The following is a 17428-nucleotide window of genomic DNA, read 5'->3' as shown; positions in this document are numbered from 1 at the left end:
ACTGACCGACCGGACACTTCGACCATCCCGTAAAACAAGACGGCGGATCTTGGCTGCACTTTCCATCAATATCACCCGTTCATGCCCCGCGCTAAATGCACGGATCCTAACAAACAGGTGGGTCAATCTTAAACGCTCATAACCCACCTAACCGGGTCAATTTTGCATGCCGATTCACACTCATTGAAGCAGCCCTGCGCAGCATGACTGAAGTTGAAATTCGAACTCTGGAAGGCAATCCTATGAACACCCAGTTTCTCTTGCTGGCTCAGTATTCTGGAAAAACAATCATACCCGTACAGGAAGTATGCAAAGACTTCTTCGGGCACCTGACGCTGCAAAAATTCCTTCGCAAGCACAATAGCGGCGAGATTGACCTTCCAATTGTCCGGATCGAAGACAGCCAAAAATGCGCCAGAGGCGTCCACCTCGTGGATCTGGCGCATTACCTGGACAAAAAGAGGGAGGAAGCTATGAAAGAAAACAATGCCATGTTCGGCAGATAAAACCATCCAAAGCCGGAAAACACACAAGGTTCAACTGGGTAACCTCAAGCACCCCAATATACTTGTTCTCAGGCAAAATGCCCTCGGTAACGCATATCACCGAGGGCCCATGTTACACAATCAATGAAGATCAGATAAATTGGAAGTCGTCTGAATGAAGATCAGAGGTCAGAACACCTGTCAGGGTCACAGAGTTATCTTCATCAAGCACGATTACCGTGTTGACCCCATCATCCGTTGCAGCCATCAAAACCGCCTCCAGATTCGCAAATAGATCTGCATCAAAGGAAATAATGTCGTCTGACTCAGCTCCAGCTTTAAAGTCAGTAATTACGTCATTACCGAATGACGAGCCCTCAAACACAAAGTTGTCACTACCTTTGCCCCCATGCAACGTATCGTTCCCTGCTTGCCCAACAAGGGTATCATCGCCTTTTCGACCACCTAAAATGTTATCTCCTGCCGTGCCGATAATATGATCATCCCCATCACTACCATTGGCATTTTCGATTGAGACATAAGTGTCTCCAGCGGCGACTCCTCCACTACCTGTGCCTGTTAAAAGGTCAATAACTGAAATTTGCCCAAGATCGCCGTACTCTGTGTAGCTAATCCAATCGGTTCCAATCCCACCGTCAAGATAATCAGAACCTGAGCCGCCTCTTAAGAAGTCGTCCCCTTCCCCTCCAAACAAATTGTCATCACCAGCTTCACCAATAAGCACATCATTGTCGGCTCCACCATAAAGTGTATCGTGGCCATCGCCTCCATTCAGGTGATCTGAGCCAGCCTCACCAAATAGCTTATCGTCTCCGCCGTGACTCCAGATTGAGTTATCAGCATCATCCCCTGTGAGATGGTCACTATATAGATCGCTGCCAACAATATTCTCTATCGAAATATAGGCGTCACCTTCGGCATCTCCTGCGTTTTGAGACTGATCAAGTAGGTTCACCACCACAGAAGCACTCGACCAGCGGTAACGCACTGTGTCCTGCCCTTCACCGCCATCAAGATAGTCAGCTCCCGAACCAAAAGCATTGAGAACATCGTCACCACCTTTACCTTCTAGGTGGTCGATACCATCGGATGCATATAAGCCGTTATCGTTGTCATCCCCAATTATGACATCGTCAAAATTGGAGCCGTAAATGCTCTTAATGTTGGTAATCTGGTCACCTTCGGCATAACCACCAGATAACTCCGCTGTGCTCATATTGACGTTAACCGCTGCAGTCGAAGCGCTATAATTAAGGGTATCGTCTCCACCACCTCCATCAATTACATCAGCGCCGTCACTTCCATATACCTCTTCATTGGCATCGGATCCGATGAAAACATCAGCCTCATCGGTACCAAAAAGCCTAGGCTTCCCATCGCTAAACACTGAGATCTTGGACAAGTTTGTACCATCTGCAAACTCATAACGCTCTATGTGAGCCCCCATGTTCGCAATCTGGATCTGACCAGCTGGGCGATCTCCATCTGCCTCCCAGGAAATCTTGAGAGCAGTGCCGTTTTCTCCATCGTGTTCGACTATCGAAATTTTAACATCAGCAAGAGACAAATCTTCAAAGACAATCGTATCAAACCCACCGCCATCGACTTCAGTGGTGTAGTCAATCATAGTTGACCCACTATCTGCCCAAGTCGAATAGGTATCCTTGTCCGTACTCCCGCTCAATATTTCACTATCTCCCACGACAGTCACACTTGCAGTTGCTATTGAGCTTTCTCCAGCGCTATCCGTAACCGTGTAGTTAAAGGTATCAGTTGTCGTTTCACCAAGCCCGAGAGAACCAACGAGATTAGCTGGATCGTAGGAGAATGACCCATCATCATTGATTGTGACCGAGCCAATCGTGTTTGCAGTGTCCGCACTGAAGCTATGTATATCTGACGTATCGACATCCGAATAAGAAGGCGCGATGGTGACAGAACTCCCCTCACCAGTGCTTGCTGTTATAGCACTTGCCTTAGGAGCGTCGTTTTGGCCAATAATTGTGACTGTGACCGTATTTATTGAGGTCTCTCCCGAGCTATCCGTTACACTATAGCTGAAACTGTCACTTGTAGTCTCACCAACGGCTAAATCCTCGAACTGCCCATTCGGGTCATAAGCGAATGTGCCATCATCATTCACAGTGACCGAACCTAGTGTGTTGGTGGTATCCACACTGAAGCTGTGAGTGTCAGAGATATCGACGTCGGAGTAAGTTGGATTGATGGTAATGCTATTATCTTCGCCTGTGCTTGCTGTAGTTTCAGAAGCTACGGGAGCATCATTAGTTCCGGTAATGGTAACAGTCACTGTCTTTGTAACGACGCCGCCGTTGCCGTCATCCACCGTGTAGGTGAAGGTGTCAGTCGTACTCTCACCAACAGCAAGATGCTCAAACTGACCATTTGGATTGTACTGGAAGCTGCCATCGACCAGAGAGACCTGCCCAGTTGTTTCACTGGCATCTACGGTGACGGTATGAGTGTCTGAGACCTCAGCATCTGAGAAAGCTGGTTCAATAAAGACGCTTTCATCCTCAGATGTTGTTGCTGCAATATCATCAACAACAGGTGCATCGTTCACACCGCTGATCTTAATCGTAACAGTTTCAGTCGAACTCGCACCGGAACTGTCGGTAACGGTATAAGTAAAGGTATCCGTGGCAGTTTCATCAGCTGTAAGACCATCAAACTGGCCCTGCGGATGATAGGAGAATGTACCGTCATCATTCACGGTAACCGAGCCAAGCGTGCTGGTGGTATCTACGGTGAAACTATGGGCGTCTGTGGTGTCTGCATCAGAATAAGACGGCGTTATAGTAACTGCACTGCCTTCACCTGTGGTTTCACTCGAAGCAAAAGCTACAGGACCATCGTTAGAACCAAAGAGCTCTATAGTGACTGTCGCTGACGAACTGGCTCCAGAGCTATCGATCACTGTATATGTAAACGTATCTGTCGTTTTCTCGCCCAAAGCCAGATACTCAAACTGCCCTGCTGGATTGTAAGAGAACGTACCATCATCATTGATTGTGACCGAGCCAAGCGTGTTGGTGGTATCTACGGTGAAAGTGTGAGTATCGGCGGAATCGCTATCGTAAAAACTAGGTGTGATCTTATGAGAAGAGCTTTCGTCCCCTCCTGTTACAACAGGATAGGCTGAGGGTACAAAATTTGTCATTTGAGATACCATAGATTCATCATGCATAATTGCATCATACATCTATGCATACATATTTATGATTGTAAACATTAATTAAGTATACTCATGATTGCAGTAAATTAGCTGTTGGCTAGGACAAGCTTAAGACGCAAGCAATAAGCGTAAATTAGCTAGATTTTCTATAGAATGCGCGAATGGCTGTATTCTCATAGAGGAACCAAACGTGGACCAGCCACCCTGTTCCGCGTCTTGCATCAAGATCTGATAGAGGACCCAAAAAGAAACAGCTACGGCATCCAAGGGGACGTTGATCCAACCACTGATGAGTTGATTGATCGACAGCTCACGGCTGTGTTTGTTAGACTTAGACCTGAAACACCCGCTGTCTATAACGTAATTTTATTTTCAGGCCTCACCAATATCTATCTCAAATTCAGATATTAGTACGAATATCAGTACGACTTACAACGCCATCACCTGACAACACGTGTAGTATATAAATAAACTTTAAGTATCGATCCCATCAAGCATCGGCGCGACTGCGAAGACAGACTGATTGATTGATATTATAGAGTTTTTTTGTTGCTTCAGTCATTCACTACGGTCTCAAACTACCTCAAGTCGCAGTCTTTTGACCTTTCTGCACCAAATTGGCAAGTCAGACCCACCAGAAACGTACGAATGGACTGCTATGACGGAATGAATGGTGAAGACGAATGAGGATATTGGTTCGGGCACATCTGATGATGGTGCGTCGAAGTATTTGCTGGAAAAGCACTTAGGGCAGCCGATTACAAACCGAACACCCCAAGTATCAACCTTCTATAACTGCTTATGGCCGTTTAGATCAGAAACTCAAAATTGCTCTCTTGGAGGCTGCCTGTCTGGACACCATTCAGAGTAATCGACGTCTCACCATCAAGGTGAATGACAACATCTGTTCCCACATCGCTTACTGCTTCCAGCAGTTCACCGAAGCTCGTCAGAAATCCAAACTCAAACTGAATAACTTCAGTATCAACATTAAAGTCAATGATAGTGTCATTGCCGGAATGCCTGTACTCAAACCTGAAGGTGTCATTGCCTGCACCACCGATGAGCGTGTCATCACCATCCCCACCGATCAGGGAGTCATCGCCCTCATAACCATGAAGTGTGTCGTTGCCTGAACCGCCGTAAAGCATATCGCCCTGATCGCCGCCATGGATGACATCATCGCCTGGGGTCGGGTTAAACGTGGCTTCCATGATCTCGTAGCCTGACAGCACAACATACTCATCATCAGCAAAACGGATCGTCTGGATACCCTCACCCTCGCTGAACTGGTTCTTGATCAGCAACGTGCCGCCATCATGGAACGTTAGAAGAAGGTCGTCATTGTCTGTTCCCGAAGGACGAGTGAACTGTACCTCATATGGGTAGTAACTGGATCCGATAATCAGCTCGTTGATCTCGGAACTGTCCGCATGCACGTCGATGATCGTGTCATGGCCGCTGCCATATTCATATTTATAGGTGTCGTTGCCGGTCCCACCGACCAAAGTGTCATCGCCATGCTCACCGTTCAAAGTATCGTTGCCAGATCCTCCGAACAACGTGTCGTCGTCATACCCACCGATCAGTGTGTCATCACCTTCATGACCATGGAGAGTGTCGTTGCCGCCAAGGCCGTAAAGCGTGTCGCCCTGATTGTTGCCGTGCACCACGTCATCACCCTCTGTGGTGTGAAACGTGGCTTCCATGATCTGGTAGCCGGACAGGACAAAATAGTCAGCCTCAACAAAGCGGATGGTCTGGAGGCTCTGACCATCGGCAAACTGGTTCTTGATCAGCAGCGTGCCACCATTGCGGAACGTCAGAAGAAGATCATCACTGTCCGTGCCAGACGGACGGCTGAACTCCACTTCATATGGGTGGTAATCACTAATAACCAACTCGTTGATCTCGGAACTATCCGCATGCACGTCGATGATCGTGTCATGGCCGCTGCCATATTCATATTTATAGGTGTCGTTGCCGGTCCCACCGACCAAAGTGTCATCGCCATGCTCACCGTTCAAAGTATCGTTGCCAGACCCTCCGAACAACGTGTCGTCGTCATACCCACCGATCAGTGTGTCATCACCTTCATGACCATGGAGAGTGTCGTTGCCTGAGCCGCCGTAAAGCATATCGCCCTGATCACCGCCATGGATGGCATCATCGCCCGAGGTGGTGTTAAACGTGACCTCCATAACCCGGTAGCCTGACAGCACCAAATAGTCGGCGTCAGCAAAGCGGATTGTCTGGATACCTTGTTCATCTGCGAACTGGTTCTTGATCAGCAGTGTGCCACCATTGCGGAACGTCAGAAGAAGATCGTCATTGTCCGTTCCGGACGGGCGGCTGAACTGTACTTCATGTGGGTAGTAGCCGGACCCGATAACCAGCTCGTTGATCTCGGAACTGTCTGCTTGCACGTCGATGATCGTGTCATGGCTGCTGCCATATTCGTAGACGTAAGTGTTCTCCCGCTCATCCGAAAATGTCGGTTCCGGAGCAGTTTGTGTTGAGAGCACCGTCTCAACAAGGCCGAAATCAAGCGTATTGCTGGGAGGAGTTGAAGAAACAGAATCAGACATGACAACCTCTGAAAATAAAAATCACGCCATGACGTTGTCGCTAAAAATATTTGATTTCAAATATGATTTTACTCTCAATTGATTCAAAAAATTCCAACTACGTTCAATCGATGAAACTAGCTAACCCTCATAAATCAACCACAGATTTAATTATATGCACTATGCAATTATAGATTTAAAAACTAGTTTTTACTCCTATTGAGTGAGTTGTTTTCATCTTATTTTTTTCCAGATTTCTGGTTGATATTATTTTTGCATGAGAACCGCGATGAGAGGTCTTATGAGCACCAGTTAGTGTGTACGAACTAGCGGCATTCGGACTGCATCCCTCCCCACACACAACATTGTGGGGTGTGAATGATTGTGGGATCTGGTAGGGTTTTGGGTGTGTTTTGGATAGAGAGAGGCTGAGATATGGGTGGTGGTGTGACACAACCGGAGGCTTCGCGGTCTTTTCAGGAGTTGGTGATCCTGGGCGTGCAGGTGCTGCTTGGGGTTGGGTTTATGGTGTTTAGTGCCTACGTGTTTTATGAGGCGGCGCTGGCGCTTTATAAACTGGATCTGGTGCGCATGATTGGTGCTTACTTCCTGTTTTTCTGCACGGTTGGGCTTGGGCCGTTTTTCTGGCCATTTTCATGGCCGTTTGGTGAGGGCCATTAAAGAAGCCAGATTACCCCTACGCCATATTATGTCTTATCTTTTGAGCGTATCCCGGCTTGAACGCTATGTTCATTCTGGTTGATACGCTCTTTCTTCGTCGTTCAGGCCTCTTCCTTTTCCCGTACAGCATGATAGATGCCCCAATCGCGCAGTGCGGTGATAATGGGGCGGAGAGTTTCGCCCTTTGGTGTGAGTGAGTATTCTACGTGAGGCGGAACCACAGCGAAGACTTTGCGGGAGACCAGACCGTCGGTTTCCAGCTCTCTCAATTGTTTGGTCAACATACGCTGAGTGACTGTTCCGACTTGTTTTTTCAACTCGCCAAAGCGCTGTGTCCCTTCCATCAGATGGTAGAGAATAACGCCCTTCCATTTGCCGCCAATCAGCTCCAGTGCAGCTTCTACGGGACATCCCTGACTGCAATTGTATTGCTCGAAGCGCTGGTTTTTATCACTCATATTATCTCCTGAGAGCAGGTTGCTTTCATATGCATTCAAACAACAGGCTCTAAGCCTTTTTTTGCACGTACTCTTATCCGAAAACCAGAACCACTTTTCGGGAGCACGCCTTAGTATACTTCTTGTACCTACAGGTCAAAATTGTGCGTACTTGTTATTGATATAGCGTCTATATAGGTTCTCTGCCAGCAAAACAAAAGAGAGGATTGCTCCTATGACCTTGACCATCGTCGCCAATATCCATGCAGCCAAAGGCAAGGAAGATCTTGTGCAAGCAGAGCTGGAGAAGCTGATTGATGTGACCCGCGCTGAAGCTGGTTGCCTGCAATATGATCTGCACGTGGACAATGAAAATCCCGCTCACTTCATGTTTTATGAGAACTGGGAAACACGTGAGCTGTGGCAGGAGCACATGAGCGCCCCTCATCTGGCTGCTTACATGGTGGCAACAGAGGGTGCTGTTGACGAGTTTACTGTGAACGAGATGACACGCATCTAACAGCTGCTACGAGTATTTTGCAGAGTCTTTCCAGTGTTGTGAGGGCTCTGCATAATTTTATCGTGCATTGTAAAAACTGAAATATCCTCAGACTAATCCCAGCGAATCCCGCTGGTTACCTCCCTCTCTATGCGTTCTGCATTTTTCATTTCACCTTCCAAAATCGATAGTTTGTAGAGCCCATAACATTTTAAGCTTGAACTATCTCCCTTCGCAAATATCATTGTTTTAAGTTTAAAAAAGAATCTATCCAGACCAGATAAATATTTATCAACGCCGCCTAAATTACTATTATTTCTATGTATTCATGGCGGAGATATTACAGAGATAGATTGATAAATTTTAAAATTAAATAATCAGAGCTAAGCAGCCACTTTATTCTATTGATGAGGAGGAAAATTATGTCTGATCAAGTCTTGATACCGGAAGGTGCTTTGCAAGGTGTGACGCTTGTGGGGGAAGGCCTTAATGACAACACCAGCTGGAATGTTGTTGGCCATACATACACACCGAAAGTACTGACCGAGAACGTGTTTATTTGGCATGCAACTATTCCGGACGGAACCTTTGTGCCACCGCATATTCACCCAACGCAGGATGAGTGGATCACCGTGTTGACTGGTGCGCTTGAGGTGGAGTTTGGGGAAGCCTGCCATAAAGCCGGACCGGGAGACACGATCAGAATGCCGCGCGGCATCGCACATGGAATCTTCAACCGCTCTGGCGATGATGCAACCTGTGTGTTTGGTGTGGCCCCTTCCCGCAAGCTCTATGATCTGTTTGAGGCTTTGGACGGCGTGACAGATCCGGAAGAGCTTGTGCGCATCTCTGCACTTCATGAAGTCGACTTCCTACCGCCACCAGCAGAATAAGGGTGGCTGACATGGTGAAGAAGAAGAAAGTTGCTGTCATTGGCGGCGGCGTGAGCGGTCTTGCGGCTGCCAAAGCCTTTGACGAGCGAGGGCACCGGGTGTTCGGGTACGAGCGCACCCACGATTTCGGCGGGGTCTGGGAACTTTCCAGATCCTACCCGGGGGTACAGACCCAGTCTCCAAAAGATCTGTATTGTTATACGGATCATCCTATGCCCAAGGCATATCCGGAATGGCCCAAAGGGCCGCAAGTGCATGCTTATCTGCATTCCTATGCTCATAAACACAAGCTGCACCGGCTGTTCCAATTGAATACCTCAGTGCTTTCCATGGAACGACGAACGGATGGCCAGCCGGAATGGTCTCTAACACTGGATGCTGCGGGTCAGGTTCGTAAAGAAGACTTCGACTTTGTTGTCATCTCAACGGGTCAGTTTTCTTAAAAGAACATTATCAGCCATCCGGGACAGGACAGTTTTGAGGCGCAGGGCGGGCATGTCATGCACTCTTCCGACTATACCGATCCTTCCCTTGCCAAGGGCAAACAGGTGGTGGTGCTGGGTGGTTCCAAGTCGGCAACCGATGTAGCGGTTAATGCGGCGAAGAATGGGGCCTCTCAAGTGACACTGGTGTATCGTGAGCCTGTGTGGCGAGTACCCTACTTTGTGGGCGGCATCAACTTTAAGCGACTGCTTTACATGCGGGCGCAGGAGTTGCAATTCAACAGCTGGGGCAGAAATCCGCTGCAAAAGGCGATGGCTGCAATTGCAAAGCCGCTGATCTGGGCGAATTTCCGAGGTCTTGAAATGTTGCTGAAGCTTCAGTTGGGGCTGAATAAGTGGGATATGGTGCCGAAGGTGCCGATTGAGAAGGACATTTCCTGCTCAATTCCCATTGTCACCCCAGGACTGTTTGAGGGGTTCAAGAGCGGCGTTATCAAGCCGGTTCAAGGCACGATTGATCATTATGAAGATGGTCAGGCAGTGCTAACGAGCGGCGATAAAGTGGGCTGTGATGTTTCGGTGCTTGCAGTGGGGTGGAAGCTGGGCATTCCGTATCTGGCAAAAGAGTATCGTGACAAGCTGATTGAAGAGGACGGGCAGTATCGGACCTACCGTCTTTCTGTAAACCCTGACCTGCCAGAAATGGGGTTTGTGGGCTTCAATTCCAGCTTCTGCACGGTGCTTTCTGCAGAGATGATTGCCAACTGGTTGGTGCGCTATGCGGATGGGCAGCTGGAGAAGCAACCAACGGATGGACAGATGCGTCAGAACATTGATGAGATGCTGGATTGGCGGCGTGATGACCGGCCAGCAGCTCAGGTTTATGGCGGATTGTGCTCAGCTCCATTCCACTTCAAGCATTTTGATGAACTGCTGGAAGATATTGGAGCGGCCAAACGCAAGCGCAGTAATCCTGTTGCAGAGCAGTTCTCCTATCCGAATGCGCAGGCCTATGGGAGTTACCTGAAGTCAGCTCCGCAGTATCTTGCGCAATAACAACATCGTGAGACGCCGTCATCTGTTAAGCCTATAGCGCTAAATGATTGTTTCTCACGTATAATCTCTAAATGTCTCTCCAGCGCCTTCGGTTTTGCTGAAGGTGCTGGAGAACCACCTTTAAACGGTGATCAGCGGCGTTTTAATCAAACCACTTGCAACATAACAATGCCGATATAACCATCGTGATCTTTGTGAATGCTTCTCACGATATTTTATCGATTATTTTAAAACCTACGCAACACGCCCCCGACATTGTCGAGAGATGAGAATAAATGGTCATCTGTCTAAGGAGTGTGTCTATGCTGGGTGGTGCACAACAACAACCTGAGAGTTCAGGAAATCAAGACGAGCTGAGCTGGGCGAAACGCGTATGTCAGCATCTTGGTATCGATTTTCCTGATAGTGTGCAGCAGGCTGAGCAGATAGAAGCCAGCATGCCCAAGGCTGATGTGCTGAGCGTTGCTGACAACAAAGCCGTTGAAGCATCGATGGCGCAGATTGCTTCTGATAGTCCAGCCGCACACAAGACAGCTGACAGCCTGATCAAGAGCATTGTGACCGTGTTCACGCGGCTTGAAGGTGACGACGAGCTCAAGGGCATGATGGATGCCATGCAGGCTTATACGGGCGACAATCCGAAATACGGTGTTGTCGGTCAGCTGGGTGCTGGCGGTTTTACCAAGATTGTCGACGGTGCCAAGAAGGGCAAAGAAGATAGCGATGTGACAATCCGCGAAAAAGGCACGGCCTATTTCGATTTGTCCAACTCCCCTGCTTTCCGAAAGGCCATGGAGAAGATCTATCACTCCCCTGAACTTCAGGAAAAGATGAAAGACATTATCGATATCGATTACCTGCGCAGTTTCAAGTTTGGCCGCCCTCGTGGCGCCGGACCGGACAGCACTGCTCCAGATGAGTTGAAGCTTTACACTTATCGGAACGAGAACAAGCAAAACGCATCAGAAAACCCAGAGCTCTATGGCGAAGTGCCGGGCAGTGATCAGGTTGACGGACCCGTTCCGCAGAATGATGCGCTGGCAGGTCAGAGCCTGACGGCAAATCAGCGGAAGTATCGCGACCGCAGCAAGAAAGGCGGCGATGGTGCGTGGGCTACGGCTGCTGATCTGGAAGCGAACAAACGTCTAACAGAACGCGAGATCAATTTTGCAAAGACCAACCCGCGTAACCGGCACGACAGAGAAGACCACCAGTTCAAAGAAAACAAACCTGTCAAAGCCGGTGAGATGCCGAAGGACAAGGTTATTGTTGAACACCAGCCAGGTTTTTCTGTTTGGGATGTCAAAGACGGCACAGGCTTTGCCAAGGATGCAGACCTGCACAACAAACCAACCGTTGCAGGCCCGTCCGGCACCACAGACCGCTTCCTCACCGGCATTCGCTTGCTGGGTAAAGGGGTGATGAAGGAACTGGGGCTGGAAGGTGACAATGCCGAGAACCAGGTGAAGGAACTGGGCAGATGGCTGGCGACCGGATATCTGGTTGGTGATGAGCACCACTCTGCCGTTGAGGTGAATCTGGGTGCTGCCAACCACGGTCTGAAGCCTCAATGGGGTTCTGATCTTTATACCGAACCGTTCTCCGAGCCGATCAAGGGCAAGGGTTTTGAGATCTCCAGTGAGACAGTCGTTGATCAGCTTGAGACCAAGCTGGAAACAGCCGAAGAGGATGCCGTGAACAGAGACGCCTACCGCTTCGATCTGGAAGGCGGTTCCAAAGGCACGGTCTCCCCAGAGGGTAAGGTTAAGACACCACCAAAACCGAGCAGATAGTCTGGTTTTCTCACGAGACATCGCTTGAGAAATGGTGTTTGAGAACAGAAAATTTCATCAAAAAATGAGCAGCCCAGCCCCGTGTTTGGGCTGTTTTCATGCACTCTCAGATTTAATCCTTAACATCCGTTAGGAGAATTTTAATGGAATCATTTCACAATGAGAACATAGGAAGAACATCGGGTGTTAGATAACTATGTCCAAGAAGTTTCAGTGGCGACAGCTTTGGAGAAATGTTCCAGATCACACTGTAGGGACAGGCGTTCTCAATACTGAGATGAGCATGCGGGTTCATCGCGAAGGTGATGATGAAGCGCGTAAGCCATGGCGGTGGGAACTGCATCACAATGGTGTTGTGTGCAAAGGTGACGTCAACAACAAGGTTGAGGCCATGCAAAAAGCGCAGGATGCTTATATCGCTTACCTGCGCTAATCCTTAGTTTTTCAATTTAAGGCGCGTGCCTTTACCTCACAATCGGGCGCACTTTTTGAAAATGCGCCTAACTGGTTGCAGCCACATCCTTGGTTTGTGTTGTGGCTTTTCTTGTGCCAGGGGTTTTTAGTGCAAAGACGATACTTCCCAGCACGATGAGAATGCCGACCCACTGGCGCACACCAAACTGCTCCCCCACCAGCAACTGACCGCATAAGACAGCGGATACCGGATTGACCAGAGATAGAAAGCCTATGGTTGTTGGGTTGAGCTGTACGATCCCCTTCAGCCAGTTGACCGATGCCAGACCCATTCCCAATATACCGATCCAGAAGAAGGCCAGTACCATGTTCAGGTCCGGCACCGGAGCGGCCCCTTCCAACACAAGCGCAATTGGTACGGCGTAAAGACCGCCTAATGTGACGTGCCAGCCTGTGTACGTGACCATGCTGACATCTGGCCGGCCCCATTTGCCACTGAGGTAAACGCCTGTGAAGGTGCTCAGACAGGCGGCCATTGCAGCGCCGATACCGATCCAATCCAACTCAACAGCGCCAAGTAGCAGCAAGCCGACACCGAACAGGCCGATGAGGGACGCAATGAGCTGGCGGGCGACGGGTGTTTTGCCATCCAGAATCCAGATGTAAAAGATGATCTGCAAGGGCAATGTCGCCATGAGCGTTCCGGCCATTCCGCTTGGGAGGCGGAAAGCGGCAATGAACACAAAGAAGATCATGGAAAGATTGGTCAGGCCGATGGTCATCGCTCTCTTCACCCAAGGGCCTTTGAGCAAACCCGGAGCAAAAGCCAACAGCAACAAGCCTGCGGGTAACAGGCGATAGACCACCATCCAGACAGGGTCTTCTGCGGGCAAGAGCAACGTTGTAACGGCGTAGGTGGTGCCCCAAATTGCGGGCGTAAGCGCCGTGCGCAGCTGAACAAGCATGTACTTCGACCTCAATTATCTTGATCTCAAATTAATTCGATATGATGCTTAGGATATATACGCAGAAGCGTCAAGTATCTTGATATCAAGTAATTCCTCTGCAATATAGCTTTGTATTGCTGCAAGCCAGATTATTGAGAATGACAATGAGTGATCACGTTGCACGCGTAGTGCGCCAGTGGAAGAGCGAATATCCTGAAGTTGATGCCAGCCCGATGTATGTGCTGGCGCGGATGATGCGCCTCAACATGCAGATCAACAAGGATCTTTCTGCAAACTTTGCGAAATTTGGTCTGGCAACGGGTGATTTTGATGTTCTGGCAACGCTACGCCGAAGCGGTGAGCCCTATGCACTGCGCCCGACCGAGCTGACCAAATCCAGCATGCTGACCTCCGGCACCATGACCAGCCGCCTCGACAAGCTGGAAAAGCTGGGGCTGGTGTGCCGTAATCCCAATCCGGAAGATCGCCGGGCTCTGATGATCCATTTAACGGACAAAGGCCGCTCCCTGGTGGAGGAAGCAGCAGCAGCGCACTTTGAGATGGAAGCGGAGATGCTCAAGATTCTGGATCCAGAAGACCGGGACGCGCTCGAGGGCATCTTGGAAAGATGGAGCCACAGGCTGGAAGAAAACGGAACGATGTAGCCTGCTTTTAACTTGGGCAATGCAAGCTACTTCCCCCTATATCCTTCACACCCGCTCATCCATGAAAACTGTTAGATGATCTTCAAAGGTGCGTGGTGATTACCCGTGGCTCAGTTTGGGGGTGAGCAGATCAGGCAGTGCTCGTTGACTTCGCACAGCCTGTCTGACTTTTGTTTTTGTTATCTCTTAGAACTAGGAGTTGCCAGAAAGGCAAGTGTTGAAGGCACCGCCCATTTCCTTGAGCAACTCGGTGTAAAGCTGCGGGCCTGAGTCCAGCGTTGATCCGAGTGGATCAAGTTCAGCGGAGTTAACTCCTGTCCCCTCTTTAAGCACTGCAACCATGCGCGGATTGAACTGTACTTCAGAGAAGACGCAGCTGACGCCCAAACCTTCCAGCTTCTGACGCACTTCAGACAGGCGCTTTGCTCCCGGCAGCACTTCCGGGCTGACTGTAACTGAGCCGACTGCATTGAGGTTGTAAGCCTCTTCAAAATAGCGGTAAGCATCGTGGAACACCACGAACGGCTTGGTCTGGAGATTCTTCAGGTCTGCTTTCAGTGCTTCAGAGACCTCAGTAATCTCAGCGGCTTCTGCTTTTGCATTGGCAGCGTACTTGGTCGCGTTTGCAGGATCAGCTTTTGAGAGGGTTTCTTCAATCTCATGCAGCATGGCGATCGCGTTTTGTGGCGACAGCCAAATGTGCATGTCTACGGCTTCATCACCATGTTCATCGTGACCTGCATGCTCAGCGTGTTCCTCATGGTCTTCGTGTTTCTCGTGGTCATGATCCTCATGCGCCTCGTCAGCATGCTCGGCATGTTCAGCGGCACTTTCACCTGCATGGGTGCCGTGGTCATGGCCTTCAAAGTTGCCACCTTCACGGAAATTCAGAAGCGTCAGACCATGGGCATCTTTCAGCGTCACAATGGTTGCGTTATCTGCAAGGTTTTCCAGTGGAGTATCAAGGAAGCTCTCCATCTGAGGACCAACCCAGAACACCACATCCGCATTAGCAATTTTGCGTGCTGTTGATGGGCGCAGGCTGTAAGTGTGCGGAGAGCCAGCGCCTTCCACCACCAGATCAGGCGTACCTACGCCTTCCATCACGCTCGCCACAAGAGAGTGAATTGGCTTGATGGATGCCACTACATTAACCTCGGCCTGAGCCAAAGCAGGAAAAGATACGCTTCCGGCAAGAAGACCGAGAATGCTTAGTGAACCTAAGAGATGCTTCATACGCCTCACAACCACTTTGTTATAATATTACATTCGATTTGTTACTTTATAACGTCACATATTTTGGAGTGCAACGGCCTTTTTGTGATTTATTCAAGACTGGGCAAAACTCAAAATGACGGGGTAAATACCCTATTGATCTCAGCGGGTTCGTTCTGCTTTTTGCCAGTAAACTGTTAGTTTTGCCTGATCCTACTGCCAAATTAACGAGATATCTGTTATATTGCCGCAAAATTTAAAGGATTTTCTATGGCCGAGATTAAGGATGAGCTGGACCGCAAGCTAATTGCCATCTTGCAGGGAAACGCTCGGGAGCCGGTGTCTTCTATTGCACGACGTCTGGATGTTGCCCGCTCAACAGTTCAAGAGCGCATTGCCCGGCTTGAACGCAAAGGCATCATTATCGGCTATACAGCTATTTTGGGAGACCAAGAGGATCAGAAGCGGGTTCAGGCTCTTGTCATGCTCTCCGTTGCCCAGCAACGCTCTCGCGAACTGATTGCTCAGTTGGAGTCCTACCCTGAAATCCGCAGCTGTCTGACCATCTCCGGTGAATTTGATCTCTGCCTGATTGTTGAGCCTGACCGTCTGGAAGAGCTGGATGCTGTGCTGGACGAGATTGCTGCTATTCCAGGTGTTGAGCGCACGCGGTCCTCTATCGTGCTGACGAAGAAGTTTGAGCGACAACGACCATTCATGCCTCAAAATACCTATAGCCTTGAGAAGTAACAGATCCTGAGCATTCGTTTATTTTGCCCATTCAATTTAAGTGGCACTTTTTGCCTGCTTTCCTTGTCTCGAATCGTGTGAGCAATACACGTAAAATTCGTCATATTTACAATTTTAATGTCAATATAACATAGTTACCGTCATTTACACGAAATAAAACGTCATTTCGGCAAGTTGCCCCGTAAACTCCGGCAGTGTTTTCACGTAGACTCTTAGTCAATAGAAACAAGCTTGGAGGGGCTTATGAGCCGACATCATGTTGCTGTTGTGGGTGCAGGTAAGATCGGTGGGATGATCGCTGCACTGCTACAAGGTTCAGGTGATTATCAGATCAAGGTACTGGACCAGAGTGTGGAAGCGCTGAGTGCGCTGGACGTGCCGCATGTGACAACAGAAGCACTGGATGTGAGTGACCTGGGAAAACTCACAGGAGCTCTTAAAGGATGCGACGCTGTCATTTCAGCTGCACCGTTTTTCCTGACGCCAGTGATCGCGCAGGCCGCAAAAGATGCAGACTGTCACTATCTTGACCTGACCGAAGATGTGGCCAGTACTGCTGAAGTGGAGAAGATTGCAGAAGGCGCCAACAAGGCCTTTGCTCCACAATGCGGCCTCGCACCTGGTTTTGTGTCCATCGCAGGTTATGATCTTGCAAAGCAGTTTGACAGTCTTGAAGACCTGCATCTGCGTGTGGGCGCCCTGCCCCGCTACCCGACCAACAAGCTGAAGTACAATCTGACTTGGTCCACTGACGGCCTGATCAACGAGTACTGCAACCCATGTCTTGCCATTGAGAACGGCGAGCTGACCAAGGTGCCAGCTTTGGCCGGTCTGCAGCATTTCTCTCTGGATGGCGTTGATTATGAAGCATTCAACACGTCCGGTGGTCTGGGTTCTCTTTCTGAGACGCTGAAGGACAAGGTGCAGAGCCTGCGTTACCTCTCCATCCGGTATCCGGGTCACCGGGACATCATGGAGCTGCTGCTGAAGGATCTGGGCTTCATCAACAAGCGTGATTTGCTGAAAGAGGTGATGGAAGATTCCATTCCGGTCACCATGCAGGACCGCGTGCTCATCTTTATCACCGCCACAGGTATGAAAGATGGTCGGTTCCAGCAGAAATCTTATTCTCATGTGGTCAATGACCGTGAGATCATGGGCAAGCACTGGAGTGGTATTCAGATCACCACAGCAGCTAGCATCTGTGCCACGCTGGATCTACTGATGGATGGCAGCTTGAACGCCAAAGGCTTTGTGAAGCAGGAGAGCATCAACCTAGATGACTTCCTCTCCAATCGCTTCGGCGGCCTTTACAACAACGGTGGGTCTGATCACGAAAAACCGGGGCGTCAGATCGCAGCTTAAA

The 17428-nt window shown here is 49.4% G+C and carries 14 protein-coding genes and 1 pseudogene; 10 read left to right on the top strand and 5 right to left on the bottom strand.

Annotated features, from left to right (window positions below):
- Nucleotides 1-203 precede the first annotated feature (203 nt).
- Nucleotides 204-506: a pyocin activator PrtN family protein gene (locus PsAD37_RS12030; RefSeq protein WP_244272517.1), complete on the top strand. Its 303-nt coding sequence runs from the start codon at nt 204-206 to the stop codon at nt 504-506.
- 130 nt (nt 507-636) lie between these two features.
- Here the strand turns inward: PsAD37_RS12030 and PsAD37_RS12025 are convergent, their stop codons facing one another.
- Both PsAD37_RS12025 and PsAD37_RS12015 read right to left on the bottom strand, forming a co-directional pair.
- Complete coding sequence (locus tag PsAD37_RS12025; protein ID WP_193778257.1) at nt 637-3687, bottom strand: Ig-like domain-containing protein; 3051 nt, start codon at nt 3685-3687, stop codon at nt 637-639.
- A gap of 824 nt (nt 3688-4511) precedes the next feature.
- On the bottom strand, nt 4512-6290 hold the full coding sequence (locus PsAD37_RS12015; protein ID WP_063296342.1) for a calcium-binding protein: 1779 nt from the start codon (nt 6288-6290) through the stop codon (nt 4512-4514).
- Between the two features lie 414 nt (nt 6291-6704).
- On the opposite strand from PsAD37_RS12015, the gene PsAD37_RS12010 reads away from it, so the two are divergent.
- The gene (locus PsAD37_RS12010; protein WP_063296341.1) at nt 6705-6950 is read left to right on the top strand and encodes a hypothetical protein; all 246 of its coding nucleotides are present in this window, start codon (nt 6705-6707) and stop codon (nt 6948-6950) included.
- 101 nt (nt 6951-7051) lie between these two features.
- On the opposite strand, the gene PsAD37_RS12005 is transcribed toward PsAD37_RS12010, so the two are convergent.
- Complete coding sequence (locus PsAD37_RS12005; RefSeq protein ID WP_063296340.1) at nt 7052-7408, bottom strand: helix-turn-helix domain-containing protein; 357 nt, start codon at nt 7406-7408, stop codon at nt 7052-7054.
- Nucleotides 7409-7622: 214 nt separating this feature from the next.
- Between PsAD37_RS12005 and PsAD37_RS12000 the strand changes: the two genes are divergently transcribed.
- The 5 genes and pseudogenes from PsAD37_RS12000 to PsAD37_RS11980 all read left to right on the top strand — a co-directional run bounded on the left by PsAD37_RS12000 (nt 7623) and on the right by PsAD37_RS11980 (nt 12504).
- Nucleotides 7623-7907: a putative quinol monooxygenase gene (locus tag PsAD37_RS12000; RefSeq protein WP_063296339.1), complete on the top strand. Its 285-nt coding sequence runs from the start codon at nt 7623-7625 to the stop codon at nt 7905-7907.
- Between the two features lie 401 nt (nt 7908-8308).
- Nucleotides 8309-8779 carry a cupin domain-containing protein gene (locus PsAD37_RS11995; RefSeq protein ID WP_063296338.1) on the top strand — a complete coding sequence of 157 codons (471 nt, stop codon included), beginning with the start codon at nt 8309-8311 and terminating at the stop codon, nt 8777-8779.
- 11 nt (nt 8780-8790) lie between these two features.
- Nucleotides 8791-10278 (top strand): annotated as a pseudogene (locus PsAD37_RS11990) (flavin-containing monooxygenase).
- A gap of 302 nt (nt 10279-10580) precedes the next feature.
- Nucleotides 10581-12071, top strand: a complete 1491-nt coding sequence (locus PsAD37_RS11985; protein ID WP_063296337.1) for a hypothetical protein — start codon at nt 10581-10583, stop codon at nt 12069-12071.
- Between the two features lie 196 nt (nt 12072-12267).
- Complete coding sequence (locus tag PsAD37_RS11980) at nt 12268-12504, top strand: hypothetical protein (RefSeq protein ID WP_063296336.1); 237 nt, start codon at nt 12268-12270, stop codon at nt 12502-12504.
- Nucleotides 12505-12571: 67 nt separating this feature from the next.
- Here the strand turns inward: PsAD37_RS11980 and PsAD37_RS11975 are convergent, their stop codons facing one another.
- Nucleotides 12572-13450 carry a DMT family transporter gene (locus tag PsAD37_RS11975; RefSeq protein ID WP_063296335.1) on the bottom strand — a complete coding sequence of 293 codons (879 nt, stop codon included), beginning with the start codon at nt 13448-13450 and terminating at the stop codon, nt 12572-12574.
- Nucleotides 13451-13590: 140 nt separating this feature from the next.
- Between PsAD37_RS11975 and PsAD37_RS11970 the strand changes: the two genes are divergently transcribed.
- Nucleotides 13591-14097, top strand: coding sequence for a MarR family transcriptional regulator (locus tag PsAD37_RS11970; protein ID WP_063296334.1), 507 nt, complete (start codon nt 13591-13593; stop codon nt 14095-14097).
- A gap of 192 nt (nt 14098-14289) precedes the next feature.
- On the opposite strand, the gene znuA is transcribed toward PsAD37_RS11970, so the two are convergent.
- The gene (znuA, locus tag PsAD37_RS11965; RefSeq protein ID WP_063296333.1) at nt 14290-15333 is read right to left on the bottom strand and encodes a zinc ABC transporter substrate-binding protein ZnuA; all 1044 of its coding nucleotides are present in this window, start codon (nt 15331-15333) and stop codon (nt 14290-14292) included.
- A gap of 249 nt (nt 15334-15582) precedes the next feature.
- On the opposite strand from znuA, the gene PsAD37_RS11960 reads away from it, so the two are divergent.
- Both PsAD37_RS11960 and PsAD37_RS11955 read left to right on the top strand, forming a co-directional pair.
- On the top strand, nt 15583-16062 hold the full coding sequence (locus PsAD37_RS11960) for an Lrp/AsnC family transcriptional regulator (RefSeq protein ID WP_057465942.1): 480 nt from the start codon (nt 15583-15585) through the stop codon (nt 16060-16062).
- 243 nt (nt 16063-16305) lie between these two features.
- Nucleotides 16306-17427, top strand: coding sequence for a saccharopine dehydrogenase family protein (locus PsAD37_RS11955; RefSeq protein WP_063296332.1), 1122 nt, complete (start codon nt 16306-16308; stop codon nt 17425-17427).
- Nucleotide 17428: the final 1 nt, after the last annotated feature.

The organism is Pseudovibrio sp. Ad37 (assembly GCF_001623075.1).
GTDB lineage: Bacteria > Pseudomonadota > Alphaproteobacteria > Rhizobiales > Stappiaceae > Pseudovibrio.
The sequence above is the reverse complement of the archived record's forward strand: the minus strand, read 5'-3'. Positions and strand labels throughout refer to the sequence as shown.